19 protein-coding genes and 1 pseudogene are annotated in these 19,575 nt (G+C 30.8%); 10 read left to right on the forward strand and 10 right to left on the reverse strand.

All coding sequences use genetic code 11. From position 1 onward, the window contains the following. Positions 1-4: 4 nt before the first annotated feature. The 6 genes and pseudogenes from SMGD1_RS03350 to SMGD1_RS14705 form a co-directional block, all read right to left on the reverse strand. Positions 5-1,390 carry a hypothetical protein gene (locus tag SMGD1_RS03350; protein ID WP_008337974.1) on the reverse strand — a complete coding sequence of 462 codons (1,386 nt, stop codon included), beginning with the start codon at positions 1,388-1,390 and terminating at the stop codon, positions 5-7. Position 1,391: 1 nt separating this feature from the next. Next, a pseudogene (locus tag SMGD1_RS15135) lies at positions 1,392-1,568 on the reverse strand (hypothetical protein); the annotation flags it as partial. A gap of 38 nt (positions 1,569-1,606) precedes the next feature. Continuing rightward, positions 1,607-1,864 (reverse strand): hypothetical protein, encoded by a 258-nt coding sequence (locus tag SMGD1_RS03355; protein ID WP_008338123.1) that lies wholly within the window; start codon positions 1,862-1,864, stop codon positions 1,607-1,609. A gap of 286 nt (positions 1,865-2,150) precedes the next feature. After that, positions 2,151-4,565 carry an EAL domain-containing protein gene (locus SMGD1_RS03360; protein WP_008337761.1) on the reverse strand — a complete coding sequence of 805 codons (2,415 nt, stop codon included), beginning with the start codon at positions 4,563-4,565 and terminating at the stop codon, positions 2,151-2,153. A 24-nt stretch (positions 4,566-4,589) separates the two neighbouring features. Beyond that, the gene (locus SMGD1_RS03365; RefSeq protein WP_008337850.1) at positions 4,590-6,107 is read right to left on the reverse strand and encodes a diguanylate cyclase; all 1,518 of its coding nucleotides are present in this window, start codon (positions 6,105-6,107) and stop codon (positions 4,590-4,592) included. Between the two features lie 296 nt (positions 6,108-6,403). Next, entirely contained in the window at positions 6,404-6,565 is a 162-nt protein-coding gene (locus tag SMGD1_RS14705; RefSeq protein ID WP_008337970.1) for a hypothetical protein, read from the reverse strand. Positions 6,566-6,832: 267 nt separating this feature from the next. On the opposite strand from SMGD1_RS14705, the gene SMGD1_RS03370 reads away from it, so the two are divergent. From SMGD1_RS03370 to SMGD1_RS03385, 4 genes are all read left to right on the forward strand, one after another. Beyond that, a complete protein-coding gene (locus SMGD1_RS03370; RefSeq protein WP_008340632.1) occupies positions 6,833-7,048 on the forward strand; it encodes a hypothetical protein in 216 nt (71 codons plus the stop codon). Positions 7,049-7,058: 10 nt separating this feature from the next. Continuing rightward, positions 7,059-7,574: a hypothetical protein gene (locus tag SMGD1_RS03375; RefSeq protein ID WP_008340144.1), complete on the forward strand. Its 516-nt coding sequence runs from the start codon at positions 7,059-7,061 to the stop codon at positions 7,572-7,574. 111 nt (positions 7,575-7,685) lie between these two features. Continuing rightward, entirely contained in the window at positions 7,686-8,066 is a 381-nt protein-coding gene (locus SMGD1_RS03380) for a helix-turn-helix domain-containing protein (RefSeq protein ID WP_008340635.1), read from the forward strand. Then, positions 8,054-8,668: a mobile mystery protein B gene (locus tag SMGD1_RS03385; RefSeq protein ID WP_241761437.1), complete on the forward strand. Its 615-nt coding sequence runs from the start codon at positions 8,054-8,056 to the stop codon at positions 8,666-8,668. The genes SMGD1_RS03380 and SMGD1_RS03385 overlap by 13 nt, the downstream gene beginning before the upstream one ends. 37 nt (positions 8,669-8,705) lie before the next feature. On the opposite strand, the gene SMGD1_RS03390 is transcribed toward SMGD1_RS03385, so the two are convergent. From SMGD1_RS03390 to SMGD1_RS03400, 3 genes are all read right to left on the reverse strand, one after another. After that, positions 8,706-8,924, reverse strand: coding sequence for a hypothetical protein (locus SMGD1_RS03390; protein ID WP_008340170.1), 219 nt, complete (start codon positions 8,922-8,924; stop codon positions 8,706-8,708). Positions 8,925-9,057: 133 nt separating this feature from the next. Then, positions 9,058-9,393 carry a hypothetical protein gene (locus SMGD1_RS03395; protein WP_008340158.1) on the reverse strand — a complete coding sequence of 112 codons (336 nt, stop codon included), beginning with the start codon at positions 9,391-9,393 and terminating at the stop codon, positions 9,058-9,060. Between the two features lie 924 nt (positions 9,394-10,317). After that, a complete protein-coding gene (locus SMGD1_RS03400; RefSeq protein ID WP_008340159.1) occupies positions 10,318-11,028 on the reverse strand; it encodes a helix-turn-helix domain-containing protein in 711 nt (236 codons plus the stop codon). 231 nt (positions 11,029-11,259) lie between these two features. Here SMGD1_RS03400 and SMGD1_RS03405 point away from each other — a divergent pair, with 231 nt between their 5' ends. The 4 genes from SMGD1_RS03405 to SMGD1_RS03420 all read left to right on the forward strand — a co-directional run bounded on the left by SMGD1_RS03405 (position 11,260) and on the right by SMGD1_RS03420 (position 13,658). Further along, complete coding sequence (locus SMGD1_RS03405; protein ID WP_050752161.1) at positions 11,260-11,448, forward strand: helix-turn-helix transcriptional regulator; 189 nt, start codon at positions 11,260-11,262, stop codon at positions 11,446-11,448. A gap of 128 nt (positions 11,449-11,576) precedes the next feature. Then, on the forward strand, positions 11,577-12,164 hold the full coding sequence (locus SMGD1_RS03410) for a helix-turn-helix domain-containing protein (protein ID WP_008340133.1): 588 nt from the start codon (positions 11,577-11,579) through the stop codon (positions 12,162-12,164). A 473-nt stretch (positions 12,165-12,637) separates the two neighbouring features. Next, positions 12,638-13,153 carry a tetratricopeptide repeat protein gene (locus SMGD1_RS03415; RefSeq protein ID WP_008340153.1) on the forward strand — a complete coding sequence of 172 codons (516 nt, stop codon included), beginning with the start codon at positions 12,638-12,640 and terminating at the stop codon, positions 13,151-13,153. A 22-nt stretch (positions 13,154-13,175) separates the two neighbouring features. Continuing rightward, entirely contained in the window at positions 13,176-13,658 is a 483-nt protein-coding gene (locus SMGD1_RS03420) for a nucleoside 2-deoxyribosyltransferase (RefSeq protein WP_008340164.1), read from the forward strand. On the opposite strand, the gene SMGD1_RS03425 is transcribed toward SMGD1_RS03420, so the two are convergent. Next, positions 13,651-14,520, reverse strand: a complete 870-nt coding sequence (locus SMGD1_RS03425; protein ID WP_008340135.1) for a DUF808 domain-containing protein — start codon at positions 14,518-14,520, stop codon at positions 13,651-13,653. The genes SMGD1_RS03420 and SMGD1_RS03425 overlap by 8 nt on opposite strands. 85 nt (positions 14,521-14,605) lie before the next feature. Here SMGD1_RS03425 and SMGD1_RS03430 point away from each other — a divergent pair, with 85 nt between their 5' ends. Together SMGD1_RS03430 and SMGD1_RS03435 are read left to right on the forward strand one after the other, a co-directional pair. Beyond that, entirely contained in the window at positions 14,606-14,872 is a 267-nt protein-coding gene (locus tag SMGD1_RS03430; protein ID WP_008340168.1) for an acylphosphatase, read from the forward strand. An 82-nt stretch (positions 14,873-14,954) separates the two neighbouring features. Then, positions 14,955-19,499, forward strand: coding sequence for a PAS domain S-box protein (locus SMGD1_RS03435; RefSeq protein WP_008340143.1), 4,545 nt, complete (start codon positions 14,955-14,957; stop codon positions 19,497-19,499). Positions 19,500-19,575: the final 76 nt, after the last annotated feature.

Here is a 19,575-nt window from a genome sequence, read left to right on the forward strand (position 1 = left end):
TGCCTTATTTATTCATAGTAGTAAAACTCATAACATCTTCACTCATCTCTATTTTTTTACCCACTTTCTTTTTGAGTCCGCGTGTTTGGGAGAGTGCTTTTTTGATGTCTTTTGAGATTATATAATAGCCACTTTTCTCGTCATAGTTGGTTGACGGAAGTGAAGTTATTTTTTGGTTTGAAGCAATAACCTGAATGCTCTCTACTCCATAAGGAGGCTCGATTGTAAACGCTCCTAAGCTTATCCATCTTGAAGCATCATCGGCATTTATAAACTTTACGAATTTACTGTTGCCATTACCTTCACTCAGCTCTAATAGGTATGAAAGTTTTGCTTCTACTGTCTGTGTGTAACCAACTATGTAAAAGTAACCCATCTTGTTTAGTTTTACAAAAAGTTCTATCTCTTCGCCATTGTTAAAAAGTAGGTTTTCGTTTCCTCTGTTTGAGTTTAGTGAAACTTTTAAATCACTCGAACTTATAACTCCCGAGTTTAGTAAAGCATTGAAGTCAATGTTCTTTGGTTTAGTTTTTAAGTTGACATATACCTTTTTCTTAATGTTGATTGTTTTAGAAGTTATGACTTCATTTGAAAATGTATTTAAAAGCTCATAGTTAAGTATCATGCTTTTATCGGTTAGTGTATATTCACCGACAAGTATGTAAGAAGCACTCTTTGGTGATGAGACTGAACTAAGTTTAGCTTTCAACTCTTTTTGAAATACTGAGCTAAACTGGGTGGCAGTTGTAGAATTTTGCATTAATGGTGGATATACAAATATTTTCTTTTGATTAAAACTTTTAGCAAGAACTGCAGCTGCAAATTCAAGAGACTCTATTTCAGAATCTAACTTTGCCAACTCTATTTTTACTTGTCCTTTTGTAATGTTAGGACTCTTAGGTATCCTTGCTCCAAGTATAACAGCTACACTTTCGTACCGATCATACTCTTTTAATAGGGAAAAAATCTCTTCATAAATATTTAATATCAAAGTATTAGATTTAGATTTTTTTACTTGATCTAAGAGGAAGTTGATTTCTCGATTTAGCATAGACAACTTATAAATATAGAGAGTACTTACTTTTTTAGGACTTAATTTTACATCTGCTCTTACTTCAATTTTTAAATCAATGAAACTAAAATCTGCACCAAGTATAGGTAAGTTAGAGCTAATTTTTATATTTGATTTTGAACTCGTTCCTCCATCTGTGCCATTAGCATATGAGGTAGACTCATAATTTGTACGAACTTCACTTTTTATAACCTGAGATAAGTCTGCCAAAGCTTCTTTTTTAGCTTCATCTCTTGTTTGAGCATAACCTATGCCGCTGATATCTGCATATATGATGCTTCCTAGTAAGAAACTAAATGAGAGTATTGTTTTTTTCATTTTACTTAGCCCCTATATTAAAATCTGTACCATACATACTACTCTGTGGCATTTGTCTATATCCCCATTTCTTTTTAGTTCTATCTGGCAAAGTTTGTTCTACATAATCATTTAGCTCATTAATAGTTATTTTATTATCTTGGTTATATCCTTTACCCTTGAGTGCTTCAATTAATGTATATGTAAATACTCCATGACCTTTATATCCCTCTAATGCTACTTGACTTTTGCTACTTGCATGTTAAATGCGTTCATGTTTATTCCTACAACAATATTCTCATACTTTTTTCCGTTGTAAAACTTCACCACTTCACGCACTATTTCTAAGTTGTAACCTTTTTCCTGAAGTGTTTTTTTTACATCTTCCAATGATGTGTCGGGGTGTAGATCTTCAACCATATATTTTACATTCGCTTGTAATTGTGTAAAAAGTGTAAAGCTCAAGAGTAGTGCCAATAGTGAGATTTTTTTCATGTGATTAACCTTCTTTTTTAGTATGTTAATGAAATAATACTTAAACTGAACTAATATTTCTATTTTTAACTTAGCTCTATAATTTTTTTAGAAAAAGTTTATACTTGGACTATTCAAAACTTCTTGTTTGTCATTAATAATATACTTAAATTTATATTCTATTGAATAAACTCTTATATTTGGAACAATTTTTACTCACAGAATTCTTGTTCCAAATAGACTTGAATTTTTGAACATGTTCCATAAGGTACAGGTTATGGAACTCACAATATATTTAAATTGTATTTTATTTTTTAATATTAGGTATTTCTGTTGGCTCACTAAAATAAAAACCTTGAGAATAATCAATTCCCATATCTTTTACTATAGACTCTATAGTTTCATCTTTTACAAACTCTGCTATCGTTTTCATATTCATCTTTTTTGCAAAGTCCACAATAGTTGAGACAACTGCTCTTGTATCAAAATCAGTATCAAGATTTTTAATCATAGAACCATCTAATTTAATATAGTCTGCTTTAAGTTGTAATAAGTATTCAAAGTTAGAATAACCAGTTCCAAAATCATCTATAGCTATTTTACAGCCACACTCTTTTACTTCTCTAATAAAATCCAACACTGTGTCAAAATTATCTATACCTTCAGATTCAACTATCTCAAATACTACCCTGTTGCCAATTTTATACTCTTCTAACTTTTGAAATAAAAACTCTTTTAAAGAGTCATCCATAATATCTTGAATAGTTAAATTTACTGAAAATTCAGCATCTGAATCTTTAAATACTTCAAATGATTGTGTAATAACAATTTTAGTTATTTCTATATAATTTTTTGTTCTTTTTGCAATATCAAGGAAAAAGTATGGTGAGATAACTTTACCATCTTCATCTATCATTCTTATCAGAGACTCATACTTCTCCCACTTCTGTGTGTGATTATTAACGATTGGTTGATAAAAGGCTACCAATCTATCTTCTTTAATCGCATTTTTTAGCTTTTTAGTCCAATTTAGATTATTTTCATACTCTTTATCTAGTGTTAAAGATTTATTGTAGATTAAAAGGTTTTTACGCTCTCTTCTAGCTATTTTCATGGACATATCAGCTGTTGTAAAAAGAGTGTTTTTATCATCTTCAAATGATAATACAGCTGTCATTTGTAAAGATATTTCTTCATCTTGTATCATAAAGTCTTTTGCAGATATTTCATCAACTATACTATAAATTTTTCCAATAAAAGTATCTCTATCATCTATATAATTTAACACTGCAAACTCATCGCCTTGTATTCTATATAGGCTTTTATTTTTAATACCAAAAAAATAATCACTCAATCTGTTTGCAAATTCAATAATAACAAAATCACCAAACCTATGCCCATAGAAGTCATTAACTTCTCTAAAATTATCTATATTAATCAGTGAAAGTGATAATGAAGTTGATTTAGAATCTCTAATATCATTTATAAGTTTAAATCTGTTTCCTAAACCAGTTAAAGTATCAGTTTGTGAGCTTCTTTCAATTTCATCACGCTGATTGATTAATTCTGTAATATCATGACGTATCGCAACATACTCTATAATCTCTCCATCATTATCAAGAATAGGACTGATATTAGTATCTACCCAATAATATCCTCCATCTTTAGTTCTATTTTTTACAGTAGCTTTCCAAGTCTTCTTTTCTTGTATAGTGTCCCATAAATCCTTAAATATTGAACTGTCATTATCAGGGTGTCTAATTATGTTATGAGGTTTACCTATAACTTCTTCTCTTGTATAACCTGTTGTTTTACAAAAGTTGTCATTTACATATATTATATTACCATGTAAATCACTTTTTGAAACAAGATTACCCTCATTCGTAACATTCTGAAAGCTTTCAAAAAAAGATATACTGTTTTTTAACTCTTTAGTAGTATTGATTAGGTTGATATTTGCACTGTCAACCTCTTCAATCTCTTTTTGATACTCAGTATATAAAAAGTAAAATGCTATTATGTATGCTGAGAGTCTAAGTACATGCCATAACCACCATTGAATATCCCACACAACAGATGATACAAATAAAATACCTGCTATACCAAATAGCATTGAAAGACCCGCAAAAAGTATATCTTCGATCTCTTGAGTTTTTGAATAAATTATTAAAAATTTTATAGATGCTATAAAAAATCCTATACCACCAATAACATTTAGAATATTTGCTGTTGTAGTAAATGTTTTATCATGATTAATCATTTCTGGTATATATTGTGAAAAGACAATAGACAAAATAGAGATTAAAATAGAAAAAACAATGAATACAATTGGTATGAAATTATATGTTTTTTTACTTACTTCTATCTCTTTTAGCCACACACTTATAAAAAATATACCACCAAAAAATACAGCTACACTATGCAACCAAACAAACATTTTTCCAGGCATCACAGATGCATGAAAAATATCTATTATTCCCATTGCAAGAAGTGCTGTAGTAGCCCAATTAAAGTGAGTTAAAACAGATTGCTTTCTATACTTCATATAAAATATAATTGAGATAACTACTGCTATAACTCCACCAGCTACTTCTAGTCCAGAGTGAATTGGAATACTTATAAAGGTTATAGGGACATATCTATTTAACAATTGTCCAAGTATTATTGGTATTGCTATTGTTGAAAATATAACTAAAATTATATTATTTCTTGTATTTGCCATCTCAATTCCTTGTAATATATTGTTTTATATATCTTTGTCAGTATGTTTATTTATACAAACTTTATTGCGACCATTCTCTTTTGCTTGATAGAGTAAATCATCTGCCATTTTATAAACTTGGGCTTCATCTACTATATCTTGTGCTTTTAAACAAACTAATCCCACAGAAGCAGTCACAAAACTGCTTGCACTATTACCTTTATGTTCTATTTTTAAATCTTCAATTGATTCTCTTAACTTATTGGCAATAATCTCTGCTTTTTGTTTACTATCTGATTTAAAAAGCACTCCAAACTCTTCTCCGCCAAGTCTAAAACAGTAATCGTCATCTCGTTTTAAATTATTTGTAAGTACAGTAGCTAAGTCTATTAATACTCCATCTCCCATTTGATGCCCATATGTATCATTATATTGTTTAAAGTGGTCTACATCCATTATTAGAAAACATACAAGTTCATTATTTCGTCTGCTTGTTTTAATGATTTGGGGAAATAGATTATCAAAATGTCTTCTATTATATATATTTGTTAAACCATCCGTTATTGAGATCTTCTCTATCATTTTTTTATCACTAATATCTTGTCTTATAGCTGTAAATCCAATATGTTCATTATCATTATTATACTTTGGTGAAATAGATGTCTTTACCCAATAGTAATCACCTGATTTTTTTCTATTTTTTATTTCACCACTCCATGTCTTACCTGATTTTATAGTATTCCACATATCCTCGTATATAGATTTAGGCATATCTGGATGCCTTACTATGCTGTGTGATTGTCCAATTAACTCAACTTTAGAATAGCCACTTATTTGAGCAAAAGCTTCTGAAGCATAGGTAATATTACCTTTTAAATCTGTAGAAGAGGTAATGATGTTTTTGTCAACTAATCTAACATACTCTTTAATTTCAGCATGCGCTTTTTTTTGAATATTATTTTTATAAATGAAGAAGAATATGATTGCTATTAAAATTAAAACCATAATTTCAGATATTATAAGGAGTGTTATATTCTTTCGATAGTTATTATATTCATTTTGTCTTTTTTCAAGCAATTTAAATTCTGCTTTAGTAAATTGCTTAACATATTTTCGAATATCATCCATATACTTTTTACCGATATCATTTTTTACTAAATCAAACGATTTATCTATCTTTTTATCTTTTGCATATTTAATAGTAGTGGCTAGCTCATCGAGTTTTAGATTCATTGATTCTTTAATGAAATCTAATCGCTTTTGCTGTGAAAGATTATCTGAAGTTAATTGTTTTAATTGATCAAAACTATTTTTCGCTTTAGATAAACCTAAAATATATGGTTCTAAATAATCATCCTTTAATGTTAAGAGATAACCTCTTTGACCAGTTTCTATATCTTTCATAGCACTAATGTAAATATTCGCTTCATGTATCACTTCATGAGTATGTTCAACCCAATTTAGTTTTTCTTGTCCAATTTTTTTATATTCCAAGATTAAATAGACATTACCGACAATAATAATTGGTACACTAATTAATAATAACAATTTTAAAATTTTCATGATTGACACCTTTTAATAGTTATTTATTGCTTTTTAAATTATATTTAAAAGGATATCATAAATATGAAATTTTACATATTCTCTTATATTTGGAACAGAAATATCAATAACAAGTTCTATGTGTTCCATAAAGTGTTCAAAAAGTAAAAACTGAAAAATTCCACAAACTCTAAGGACTTATGGAACAAAAAATGTGAGATATTGAACCATATATTTAAAGCTTAATCCAATCGCTTGATAGTATTTTATCAGACTGACATGGAGTTTCTAACATCCCAAAGAGCTAGAAAGTAGATTCATAACTGTTTAACCTTCAAGAAACTCTTTTTAAACTCAGCTTTTTTCTTGGCTTCATCTTCCTCGTGATATCTTCTGCCAAATGTTAAATCTACAACTAAAAAAAGCACCAAAGTAGTAAATGCTGAAAAAGCTATCATCCCAATTTGGATATGTTCCATAGTGAGTCCTTCATCTTTTATTTAGCACTATTGTATCACAAGGGGCACTATTTATATAAATATATATCCTCTAATAATTCACTCTTATTTAAAGTAAAAAAATCGCTTGATTATTTGACCGATATTGAATATTATATAGCAACAAAGAAGGAGAGGTAAGATGAAGTTACTTATGAACAAAGAGGTGTTTTATGTATTGGTTGGTAGCATGGAAATGGTTGACTATACTTTTAAGGTGTTAGAGCATGCGAGAGCTCTTATATAGTTATGGAGTGGTTAGCAGGTATGTATCAGGATTGGATACTGTCTATTAAATACTCAGGAATAAGAGAGTTTGTTGAGTCGTTGCCAGAACAAATGCCAACAGCACTTGATGCGCTTGTGTTTGTGATATTTATTAGTACTATGTGCGGGTTTTTAGTAATCGCTATTGATAATGATGAATATCCCAGATTCAATGAGTTTTTAGATCAGGTACTATAAGGAGAATAAGATGAGTGATAGCAGTGAAGGAAGTCTATTAGATTCAATAATAGCTGGAGTTATAATTTTCTATTTTCTATTAGCGCTGATAATACTTTACCCTTTAGCCCCTGGTGGCATAATAGGGTTTGAGATATCTAAAGTGTTGACTGATAATAGTGATATACATAAAGTATCTATTATAGTAGGAATGGTTGTGAACTTTTTTGTATATATGGGTGTGGCTAGGGCATTTTACTTAGATGTTCATTCATTAGGTACAAAAATATATCTTTATCTGTTTAGTACAGGAGTTTTAGTACTTCTAAACACTTTTGTAGAGAATAAATTGCTGCAAACTTTTAATATAAAACTGAAAGAGACTATTCTATTTTTCTTGGACTTTGATAGGTGGTTTGTGGATAATGCTTTTGCCAATGGTCTTCTTATAGTTTTATATGGGTATGTTAGTTTTTGGATTATTGCTTTTTTGTATGGACTCTTTTTTGGTGAACCAAAGAGGAGAGGACCTAAGAAGTATATTTAGCAAAAAACTATGACTAATATTTAATAAAGTCAAATACTACATGCCACTTACGACACTATTATTTGACTTTTATATGTCACTTATGGCATAATTAATAAAAAAGGATTCATTATGCTTAGATTAGAATTAATCAATAAAACTGAACAAAGACGAAAGCAACTTAATATTACTATTGAGAATCTAGCAAAACTAAGTAATCTTGGTATAAGAACTCTGAATAGATTCTTTGCCGGTGATGATGTTAAACTAAGTACAGTTGAGAGTTTAACAAATATTCTCGGTCTTGATTTTGCAGGTAATGAGTCAGTACCACTAAAACAGTTACAAAAACAAAGAGCCAAACAAAAAGCTATCTTTATGGCATCTTTAGTTCAAAGCACTTCTGCTCTTGAGATGCAGGGTTTAGAAAAAAATAGTTTAGAGAAAATAATTCATAAATTTGAAAAAGAGTTTTTAACGGGCTCATATAAAAACAGATTGTGGGTTGCATAATGATTGACAGCACTAAGCAGATTGATGATGCAACGCCACTCAATGATATGTCAGGGTTAAAGCTCTCTCATTCAAAATCTTACACAATCAAAGAAATATATGTAAAAGAGGCAGAGAATATTGCAAATGCAACTCTAAAATATCTATCTGCACAGCCTACTAAAAAAGACGCTCCTTTTAGTTATGAGTGGCTGCTCACACTTCATATGGAAATGTTTGGCGATGTATGGGAGTGGGCAGGTAAACTGAGACATAATGAACTATCAATTGGTGTAAAAGCTTATCTAGTTCCTACGGAGTTGAAAAAACTATCTGATGATATAGAGTATTGGATTAAACACAAATCATTTGATGTATATGAAACTGCTACAAGAATACACCACAGAGCAGTACAAATCCATCCTTTTCAAAACGGTAACGGCAGATGGTCTAGAATGCTGGCAAACATCTATCTTCGTCAGAATGGCTTAATGCCAGTTAAATGGCAAGAAGATTTACTGGCTAAAGAGAATCCTAAAAGAAGTGATTACATTAAGGCTTTGAAAAAAGCTGATGATGGAGATTACACAGATTTAATACAAATGCATACAATTACCTATTGATTATTAAATGCTCTTTAGTTATTTGATTGGTTTCTAACTATCCTGCATTAAGTGTCAATGCATTATTACTAAAAAATAATTTTTTAGTAAATTCTTTTTTATTCTTTTCCCACCATTTTTTACAGCTCGGAATACTATTTTTACCATCTACTGTTCCAAAAGCCACCTGCTCTGCATTAGAGACTTTTGAAGCACGTAAAAAATCAATTACAAGCTCCTCTCCAATTATTTCTTGCAATCTCTTTGAGGGTAGCATGACAGCACCAAACTGTATAGTTGTACTATCATTACTATATATTGATTGTATACTATATTTAATATGAGAATATCTTGTTTTTGGCGTGTTGATATACGCACACTTCCAAATTTCTCAAAATGCATGCGTGATGTCACATTATTTGTGTTCCATTTGGCTTTTTGTCATATGGTACTGCACTGAACAAATCAAGGAACATCTCTGCATCACCAAGAGAATATTTATCTATAAATCTTCCCATAGACTGAACTAAAAAGTTGTACTCCAAGACAATATATTTATCATAATTATTCTCATAGTAAACGCATGGAAGCATGGAGATATTTTCGTCTTTAAGGATCTTATGATTTTCCTCAAGTTCAGCATAAACAAATTTAAAAAAGAAAAACATTTTAGTCTCACTACTCAACAATCCACCAACGTCCAGGGCACTTTGAAACTCATAGTTTCCGTACAATTCTTCTATCATTTCCTACTCCTAATTTTAAAAAGATTCATAACTTTATAGCTTCTCGGCTTAAAGAAATATAAACATTTTATATATATTTACTACATATTTTTAGTATCATTTTCTAGGTGGATTCACATGGATTCATAAGGACAAGTGTGGACATATGGAATGAGCAAAAAAGAATTTTGAAATTCTTTTTTATACTTTTAGAAAAGCTTGAAATTAAAGAATTTCTACTATTTACATTAAGTTAGGTGTCTTGAATTTTAAGGCAATTATAAAAGAGCGTAAAATTTTGAAATTTTAAAATATATGAACAAAGGGATATACCTTTATATATATTATATATATTGCTTTATAGATTAAAAAAATTGATATTTTTACCTGTAAAAATCAATTCCAAAAAAAATCAAGATGATAATTATTAAAAAAGTTGAAGTAATATTTTAAATGACGAGATTAATTATATTATATTGAAAATGGAGCAAGATCTATAACAAAAATTATGACACTCAAGTCTAGCATCTATAAAATATTGATGCTGATTCTTGTTTTTTTAGTAAGCAAAGAATTTATTGTTGGAGATAATCTCATAATATGTGCAAATGCTTAAACTTTAAAGACATGAATTTTCAAAAATCAGAGTATTCATACCAACTAAGGTACAATAAATTTAAGTGGCGTACAATCTGTTTTATATCATGCTCATTTACCCATCAATTAAGCAAAAAATATTCCTTCTAGACTATATAGAACACCATTTATCGATAAATTAATCTTACTTATCTATAAATAGCATATAAGGTTATACTAACTAGTGTATTTAATTAAATATAGAGATAGTATAATCTAGCACACTGTAAAAGCTTATTCGATGTTATTTGTGGCTATTCATGTATAGTAAAAAGGCAGGATTTTAAACTCAATAGTGACTTGTAATATTTACACTGGTATGTTATATTTAATAGCAAATTGGTGAAATATATATAGTTGTTTTTTTACATTCTTTTGTAGTTCAGATAAAGAAAATAAAATTTCATATACAGTTAATTCATCTAATTCATCTTCAACCCATTTCAATAAATATTCTTTATCACTTTTTTTAAACTCAACTACATGTTTAAAATTTGGGTTATCTGATAATTGATAATTTTCAATAGCTTTCGTAAAGTCATCTTTTAAAGTTTTTGGATTAAACTCTATATTTTGTGTTGTTAAATAATCTAAAAAGCTAGATAAAAAAATCAGAATCCGTTCACCTCTTCCTGTCCATAAATTTGACAATATGTCAAAAAATTTCTGGCCTTTAATTTTTTCTATTTTTAATCCCACTGCATACATGGCATTTTGTTTGTCTTGAAAGTTTATCAAAACTTTTTTTAATTCATCTTCTTTATTTTTTTTAAATATATCTTCTTTTACTTCTGCATATATTTGATCAATCTCTGGATTTATTGTTCCTTCATTCAATATTAACCAAGATAGTGAAACTTTCCATTTCTTAACCATAGTTTTAATCGCCACAATAGATGGTTCGTTCCTTTCACTTTCCCAGTTGCTAACAGTTCTTTGATTTACATCAAGCTCTTTGCCAAAATCACTTTGACTCAATCCAGCTTGCTCTCTGATAATTTTTATTTTATTCCCTAACAAATTATTGCCTTTAATTTTTATTTTAGAATTTTAATGGTACTATACCCCAAAAGATGGTATAAACTTGTATTATTTCTAAGTATACCAAAAAGTAGGTGAAAAAACAATTAGAATTTTATTGAATCAAAAGAAGAGAGAATATATAAAAAAGTAAGTTGAACGAACTAAGAGTTGCCACTCTTGGTTCGTTTATTTTCACATTTCAACCACCATAGCATATGAGGAAAAAACATGAAGCGTAGTATATCAAAAGATGATAATTTAATGAAGCTGCAACAAGTTATCAATAAAGTTGCAATAAGTAGATCCGAACTATATAAATTAATTGCTCTAAATAAATTTCCTCCGCAAATAAAAATTGGAAAGATGAGTAGATGGCTTGAAAAAGATATTATAAACTGGATTCAATCTCATGTTTAAATACTATGGAACAAGTGGGGATAGAACTAGGTTTATATCACATGCTTCTTGTAAATTTGCTGTAAAGTTGTACTTAAAAATGTACTCATTGCATAACATTAGTGATAATTATATAGGATTTTTTTTTCATGGATAAGGATAGACGCTTTGAGGGTATATGGATACCAAAAGAAATATGGTTATCTAATGAATTAACAACACAGGAAAAAATATTTTTTGTAGAGATTAAAAGCTTAGACAATAAAGATGGTTGCTTTGCAAGTAATGGGTATTTTGCTGACTTTTTTAAAATATCTAAAACAAGAGTGTCTCTAGTCATAAAAAGTTTAATCGAAAAACGTTATATAAAATCTACAATTGTATACAAAGAGGGTACTAAACAAATATTAAAGAGGGTACTTAATGTTTCTTTTACACCCTCTATAACAAAAGTTAAGGATCCTATAGAAGAAAAGTTAAAAGATAATAATACACTTAATAATATATTTAATAATACAACTACTCTTAGGAGAGAAACTTTTAAAGCTTTTAAAGAGAGGTTCATAAAAGATAACTCAAATAATAAGTTTTATACACGAGGCATAGGCTGGGAGACATATACAGCATTTATTATAAATGAAGAACGGCTAATATTTAACACGGTAAGTCATAAAATTTTAGATAAGAATGAGGCTTTTGAAGTATGGAAGTATTTGTACAAAGAAAGTATAGTTTAATTTATATATTAAATAAATTATTTTACACTCTCATAAAATGCGTCTTATATTGTATAATATATTTTAGTAAAGACTTATAATTCATATTATAGATATCTTAGTAGAATACCTGTGAATAAAATTAATGTAGAGTATTTTATGAGTGATAGTATACAATATATTATAAATTTCATTATGGATAACACCATAAATAGCTCAAAACGAAATTTCAAAAGGATGTTTTGTTTTTAGCTGCTGTATTATTTTAAAAAGAGTATTTGATATCACTGGTACATTTTCAATAAGTACAGTTTTAGGTACAACTTTTAAATAATTAACAAAAAACCTCTAAATATAGGTAAGCTTATGTTCTCCACAGCTCCACCATTATTCAATCCAATCCACCAAATTTAAAATATTAAAAACTAAAACTCTAAAGAAACCATAATACCTTTTGATACAATACACAAATAAAAAATTATCAAGGATTAATAATGATTAAAATTTTTATGAGCGTAGGATTACTATTTAGCATAAACTTATTTGCCAGTACAGGTCATGACCACTCTCATCATGGTACGAAAAAAGGCACTCAAGAAAAGGTAAAAGCTTACATTAAAGCATGCGACGACGGAGATATGAAGAGTTGTAATAATTTAGCAGTTTTATATGATCTTGGTGAAGTTGTAAAACAAGATAAGAAAAAAGCCATTGAGCTTTACACTAAAGCTTGTAATGGTGGAAGTAAGTATAGTTGTAATACTCTAGGAAATATGTATTTTAAAGGGGACTCAATGGTACAAAACAAAACTAAAGCGATTGAGTTCTACACTAAAGCTTGTGATGCTGGAAATGATTACAGTTGTAATAATCTAGCAATAATCTACATCAGAGGCGATGGAGTAAAACAAGACAAAGAAAAAGCAAAAGAGTTGTTTTTTAAAGCCTGTGATAGCGGAAATATTGGTGCTTGTAAGAATTATAAAAAACTAAATGAATCAAGTAAATAATAGTTAAAAGTTTGAGGTGAATATGAAAATATATATTGCAGGACCTGATGTGTTTGAACAAAACTCCATAGAGATAGGAGAGGACTATTCTAAACTATGCAAGATGTATGGTCATGAAGGTTTATATCCACTTGATAATGTTGTAGATTTTAATCAAGCAAAACAAAAAATAGCTCAAGATATATTTCACGCCAATCTGAAACTAATAAAAGACGCAGATATTGTCATAGCAAATCTAAATACCTTTAGAGGTAAAGAAGCAGACAGCGGGACAGTATGGGAGTGTGGGTTTGCAAGTGCTTTAGGTAAAAAAGTATATGGCTATATGCAGAGTACCGCAGCCTATATAGACAACTTTGATGAAGTGACTACATTAACTGATGGACTCTATGCAGATAAGGATGGCAAAATCATCGAAGATTTTGACTACCCCATCAACCTAATGATAGCCTGCTCAGCCGAGATAGTTGCTGGTGGCTTTGAGGATGTTTTGAAGCTTATTTAACTTTCACCACTTTTACAAACAAACTGTGCACTAGAACAGCTATAGCACCTATAACAAGCCCTACCAGTAACTCCGCCACGACGTCAGGAAGCAGATGCAAAAAGTCATGTATCTGATGCACGTTATGTACAAAAATCCCACCTGCTACAAGTATCATAGCTAGTGTTCCAACAACCGTTAATGTTCTGATGACTTTGGGCAGAGCTTGAACTAACATCTCACCTGTTAACTTTAAAAGGCTTTTACCATTGTCCGCCATTTCTATGAGTTTAAACCCAAAGTCATCCATTCTGACTATGAGAGCTACGATACCGTAAACTCCTATGGTTGCCAAGACTGCTACTATAGTTACAGCTATTATCTGTACGGGGAGTGATTTTTCCAGAACTGTTCCAAGAGCCATGATGACTATCTCTATAGAGAGTATGAAGTCTGTAAGTATTGCCGACTTTACTTTTGCTTTTTCTATCTCCAGTATCTCTTCTTTTGAGAGAGATTTGAAAGCTTCTTTCTTCTTTGCATGTTTATGTGCGAAGAAGTACTCAAAGATTTTCTCTACTCCCTCATAAGCTAAGTAGACTCCACCAAGCATTAGTATGGGGACTATTATCCAAGAAGCAAAAGCACTTAGTAAAAAGGCTATGGGAAGTATGATGAGTTTGTTTCTAAAAGAACCTTTGGTTATAGCCCAAAGTACAGGAAGCTCTCTTGAAGATGCAAAACCTGATGCTTTTTGTGCATTTACAGCCAAGTCATCACCCAGTATGCCCGCTGTTTTTTTAGTAGCGACTTTACTCATCGCAGCTGCATCGTCTAGAAGTGCTGCTATGTCATCAAATACAGCAAAAAAACCTGTTGCCATCTTAGTCCTTTGTGTTTAAAGTGGATGAAGTTTAATATAAATAGACTTAAATACAAAAATATAAAACTAGGTGTATAATGTTTGTATGAAAAATTATAAATTTAAAATCACCGGAAAAGTACAAGGTGTTTACTACAGAGCAAGTGTTCAAAAAAAAGCACAAAATGCAGGTTACAGCGGATATATCAAGAACATGCCAGATGGCAGTGTCGAAGCCTGTGTAACATGCCACACATCAAAACTAGAGTACTTCATGAACTTACTCAAACAAGGCTCGGCCGACAGTGAAGTAAACGCAATAGAAAGATCAGAGTGTGATGAGAATTTCAGCGAGGATTTTGAAGTAAGATAAAAACAAATATAATTTGCTATAATAATTCTAGCTCTAAGATTTCAACTATAAGTCTTAACTTCTCTTTATTAGGAAGTAGTTTATGAAAAAAAATCATCAAAATAAAAAAGAGATAAATCTTCTTTTCTTTGCTTTTATAGTTATTGCCATTTTGGCAATAGCCTCGAAGACTGTAGGTTTCTACCAGATAGAGACTATACACAAGACAACTTCAGACCTTTACGAACATCCCTTAAAAGTCTCAAACTCTGCACTCAAAGTAAAACTAGGCGTATATAAAATCCATAGAGACATGAAGGATGTTGTTTTATCCTCATCTGATCAAGAACTATTAAAGTTTATAAAAAGAGTAGACGAGAACGAAAAGCAGGTATATGAAAACCTTAATATTATTGAAAAAAAAATATTGGGAGAAAAAGGTTTAGAATTTCAAAAAGAAACAAAAAAACTATTTACTGCTTGGAAACCAATACGTGACGAAGTTATAACTCTTATAAAAAACGAGCAGAGAAATGAAGCCATTGCCATTACTAAGGGCAAAGGTCATGAGCATACCCTTAAACTAGAAGAGGCTTCACTAAAACTATATACTTATGCACAAAACAAAGCTACTGAATTTAAAAATAAATCTCACTCTAGTTTTGATAAACTAAGGTTTATAAACGTTGAAGTCAGCATCTTACTTTTACTACTTTTTATCTTAGTGGTCTACTTTACTATCAAAAGAACATCAAGCTACCTTCACAAAAATGAGCATCTAACAGACGTTCTCTCTCTAGTAAGAGATGTAAATCAAATAATTATCAGAGAAAAAGAGCTTAAAGACCTACTGCAAAAGAGTTGTGACACATTAGCTTCTAGCTATGTATATGGAAATGCCTGGATAATTACTTTTGATGATGCAAACAATATCAACCAACTCGTAGGCTCAGATGATTCTGAAAACTTCATCTCATTTAAAAAAAAGGTAGAGTCAAACTGGACCCCTCACTGCGTCGAAAAGACAGAAGGAACAGATGAGTTCTACTCGTCAATAGAAGATATACTAAATAACTGTCCAAACTGTCCACTAATGAACTTTTATAATGGAAAGAGCGCTTTTAATATAGCCCTAAAATATGAGAAAAAACTATACGGATACTTGAATATCTCTATAAATAAAGAGTACCTCAATGACAAAGATGAAATCTCTCTTTTAAATGAACTTGCAAGAGATATAGCATATGCCATTAATAATATAAGATTAGAGTCCATCTTAAAAGATAGTAATGAGCGATACAGAACACTCTTTAAAGGTAACAAAGCTACTGAACTTATTATAGATGCCAATAGTGGGAAAATAGTAGACTGTAACGAAAAGGCTCTCCAGTTTTATGGATATAGTTATGAGCAACTAACCTCAATGCACATAAATGAAATAAATATTTTAACTGAAGAAGAAGTGGCTTTTGAGATAAAACAAGCTAAAGAAGAAAATATTGATAAGTTTAACTTTAGACACAGACTTGCAAACGGTGAAATAAAAGATGTGGAAGTATATTCTGGTCCAATTGAGTTTGAGAAAGAGACTCTACTATACTCGATAATATTTGATGTAACTGAACGTCGTCAGCTAGAGGAATACAAAAAAAACACCCAAGAACAACTAAAACTTGTACTTGAAGGAAGTAGAGACGGCATCTGGGATTGGGATTTAGTTAATAACACGTTATATTTTTCTCCTAGATGGAAAGAGATTCTTGGCTATACAGATGATGAGCTAGAAAATACATTTGAGACATGGGATAGTCTTCTGCATCCGGACGATAAAGAACAAACATTTTTTGATGTAAAAATGTCTCAAGAAGGTAAAACAGACACGTATAGAAATATAAATAGATTAAAACATAAAGATGGACACTGGGTATGGATAGAAGCTCGTGGTCAAACTATATTTGATGAAAACAACAAACCTATACGTATGATAGGTTCTCACACAGATATTACAAAAGAAAAAGAGTATGAAAACACCATACTACAGATCAAGGAACTATACGGAAATATCATCAGTAGCGTGGATAATCTAATCTTTGTAAAAGATACTAATCTCGCTTACATAGCTTGTAACAGCGCTTTTGAAAAGTTTATGGGCAAATCAAAAGATGAGATTATAGGAAAAAATGATTATGACTTTTTTGAAAAAGAAATTGCAGACTTCTTCCGTGGATATGATAAAAAAATGCTCGCTGTAAATGAAGCAAAATCTAACTTTGAGTGGGTTACTTACCCAGATGGAAGTCAGGTATATCTCTTAACTACAAAATCTCCTTTAGTGGACTCAAATGGAAATATATCTGGTTTAGTTGGAAACTCAGTGGATGTAACAGAACAACAACATGTTCTAGAACGTTTAAAAGAGGCTCAGGCTTTAGCTAAACTTGGAAGCTGGGAATATGACCTAGAAAAAGATAAGTTAATAGCTACAGAAGAGATTTATAATATTTATGGATTTACAGATTTAGATATGGAACTTGAAAAAGATACTTTTTATAAACAAGTTCATCCAGATGATTTGGAAGCTTCAGAAGCAGATTTTCAACACTCGCTACACTCAAAAGGAATTAATATTTCGCATAACAGGATTATGAGAAAAAGTGATGGAGAGATAAGACACTTAGAACATCGTTGGAAAGCAGAGTATAAAGATGATGTTGCTATCAAAACAACGGGGACTACTCAAGATATTACTGAGCAAAAACAAATTGAGCAAGAATTACTTGAAAATGAGACTAGGTTTCGTAGTATTTTCAGTCAAACATTTCAGTTTGCTGGGATTATAGATCTTGAAGGAAAAGTGATATCTGTAAATAACGTTTCACTAGAGTTCATAGATGCAAAAGAGTCTGACTTAGTTGGAAAACTATTTATAGACACTCCTTGGTGGGAACATAGTAAAGATCTAAGAGAGTGGCTCACTAAGAGCATAGCAAAAGCTTCTAATGGTGAAACTATTCAAGGAGAAGTTACACACTATTCAAAAGATGGAGAGCTTCACTATTTTGACTTCTCACTAAAACCTGTTGTAGATGAAGAAGAAAAAGTCCAGTATCTCGTTGCAGAGAGCAGAGATATAACAGATAGTAAAATAGCTAAGGAAACTTTAGCCGAGAGCAATAGACAATTATTGGCTTTTATGGACAACTTACCAGGTATGGCTTACAGATGTAAAAATGACGATAAATGGAGTATGGAGTTTATAAGTGAGGGTTGCTTTAACTTAACAGGCCACAAACCAAATGATGTGATGAACAACAAAAAAATCAGTTTTCTTGAAGTAATTCATCCGGAGGATAGAGATAAAGTCTGGGAAGATGTTCAAAATGGACTAAAGAAGGAAGGTAACTTTGAATCTGAATATCGTATCACTACCGCTTCTGGTGAGACAAAATGGGTATGGGAACATGGTCTTGGCATCTATGATGAAGATAATAATGTCATAGCGTTAGAAGGTGTAATCATTGACAATGAAGCACGTAAACATGCCGAACAAGAGCTATTAATTTCTAATTCTATGCTTGAGCAAAAATCAAAAGAATTAGAAACAATCTTCAATGAAGCTCCTGACCCGATGGCTATACATGATGAAAATGGAAATATCTTAATGATAAACAAAGCTTGGGAAGAAAAGACAGGTTGGAAACATGAAGAGATAAACACCATTGACAAGTGGACTAAAAAGGTTGCTCCAACTACTTCTGGAGACAGGAAAGAACACATTAAAAACCTCTATGCAATTACAGAAAAAATAGATGAAGGAGAGTTTGAGATCACTACAAAAAGTGGTGAAAAACTCATCTGGTCATTTAGTTCAGGTCCTTTGAAGACTACTAATGAGGGTACTCGTATATTGATATCTTCAGCTAAAGATGTAACTGAGTTAAAACACAAAGATGATCTCATAATGATGCAATCCCGTCACGCTGCTATGGGTGAGATGATAGGAATGATAGCTCATCAATGGCGCCAACCTATAAGTATCATTGCTATGGCTGCAAATAATGTACTACTAGATATCGCTTTAGATAGTTTTGATGCTACAGAAGCTGAAAAGTTTTCTCAAAGTATTCTCAATCAGACTTCGCATCTCTCTAAAACTATCGATGACTTTAGAAACTTTTTCAAGCCGGATAGGGAAGTCTCAAAGATTAAACTTCAAAATATTATAGAAGAGACTGTTACCATCGTTAATAATAGCCTTGTAAATAACTCTATAGAGCTTCAAACTTCTTTTGAATCTGACTCTGAAGTAGATGCATATCCAAGAGAGCTTATGCAAGTTTTTGTAAATATTATAAATAATGCAAAAGATGCCATGTTATCAAGCGGCATAGAAAAGCCTATAATAAAAATCAAAGTTTATGATGATGACAAATATGTCAATACAGAGATTTGTGACAATGGAAATGGTATAGACCTAGCAGTACTACCAAAGATTTTCGATCCTTACTTTACAACTAAAGATGAAAAAACAGGAACAGGCTTGGGACTATATATGAGTAAGATGATTATTGAAGATCATCTAAAAGGCGTAATTGAAGCTTGCAATAAAGAACATGGTGCATGCTTTAGAGTCAGACTACTTAAATAATAATTTGTGTGTTATTTATTATATTCGATGAATATAAGTTATGATAATATAATGATAACAAACTTAATAGATAGGA

The organism is Sulfurimonas gotlandica GD1 (assembly GCF_000242915.1).
Lineage (GTDB): Bacteria > Campylobacterota > Campylobacteria > Campylobacterales > Sulfurimonadaceae > Sulfurimonas > Sulfurimonas gotlandica.

Excerpts from the sequence above, each read along its gene's own strand:
- SMGD1_RS03355 (WP_008338123.1), bottom strand. The coding sequence starts at position 1,864 with ATGAAAAAAATCTCACTATTGGCACTACTCTTGAGCTTTACACTTTTT.
- SMGD1_RS03365 (WP_008337850.1), bottom strand. The coding sequence starts at position 6,107 with ATGAAAATTTTAAAATTGTTATTATTAATTAGTGTACCAATTATTATT.
- SMGD1_RS03415 (WP_008340153.1), top strand. The coding sequence starts at position 12,638 with ATGATTAAAATTTTTATGAGCGTAGGATTACTATTTAGCATAAACTTA.
- SMGD1_RS03395 (WP_008340158.1), bottom strand. The coding sequence starts at position 9,393 with ATGATAGAAGAATTGTACGGAAACTATGAGTTTCAAAGTGCCCTGGAC.
- SMGD1_RS03405 (WP_050752161.1), top strand. The coding sequence starts at position 11,260 with ATGAAGCGTAGTATATCAAAAGATGATAATTTAATGAAGCTGCAACAA.
- SMGD1_RS03420 (WP_008340164.1), top strand. The coding sequence starts at position 13,176 with ATGAAAATATATATTGCAGGACCTGATGTGTTTGAACAAAACTCCATA.
- SMGD1_RS03370 (WP_008340632.1), top strand. The coding sequence starts at position 6,833 with ATGGAGTGGTTAGCAGGTATGTATCAGGATTGGATACTGTCTATTAAA.
- SMGD1_RS03375 (WP_008340144.1), top strand. The coding sequence starts at position 7,059 with ATGAGTGATAGCAGTGAAGGAAGTCTATTAGATTCAATAATAGCTGGA.
- SMGD1_RS03360 (WP_008337761.1), bottom strand. The coding sequence starts at position 4,565 with ATGGCAAATACAAGAAATAATATAATTTTAGTTATATTTTCAACAATA.
- SMGD1_RS03410 (WP_008340133.1), top strand. The coding sequence starts at position 11,577 with ATGGATAAGGATAGACGCTTTGAGGGTATATGGATACCAAAAGAAATA.
- SMGD1_RS03380 (WP_008340635.1), top strand. The coding sequence starts at position 7,686 with ATGCTTAGATTAGAATTAATCAATAAAACTGAACAAAGACGAAAGCAA.
- SMGD1_RS03435 (WP_008340143.1), top strand. The coding sequence starts at position 14,955 with ATGAAAAAAAATCATCAAAATAAAAAAGAGATAAATCTTCTTTTCTTT.
- SMGD1_RS03390 (WP_008340170.1), bottom strand. The coding sequence starts at position 8,924 with ATGCTACCCTCAAAGAGATTGCAAGAAATAATTGGAGAGGAGCTTGTA.
- SMGD1_RS03350 (WP_008337974.1), bottom strand. The coding sequence starts at position 1,390 with ATGAAAAAAACAATACTCTCATTTAGTTTCTTACTAGGAAGCATCATA.
- SMGD1_RS03425 (WP_008340135.1), bottom strand. The coding sequence starts at position 14,520 with ATGGCAACAGGTTTTTTTGCTGTATTTGATGACATAGCAGCACTTCTA.
- SMGD1_RS03430 (WP_008340168.1), top strand. The coding sequence starts at position 14,606 with ATGAAAAATTATAAATTTAAAATCACCGGAAAAGTACAAGGTGTTTAC.
- SMGD1_RS14705 (WP_008337970.1), bottom strand. The coding sequence starts at position 6,565 with ATGGAACATATCCAAATTGGGATGATAGCTTTTTCAGCATTTACTACT.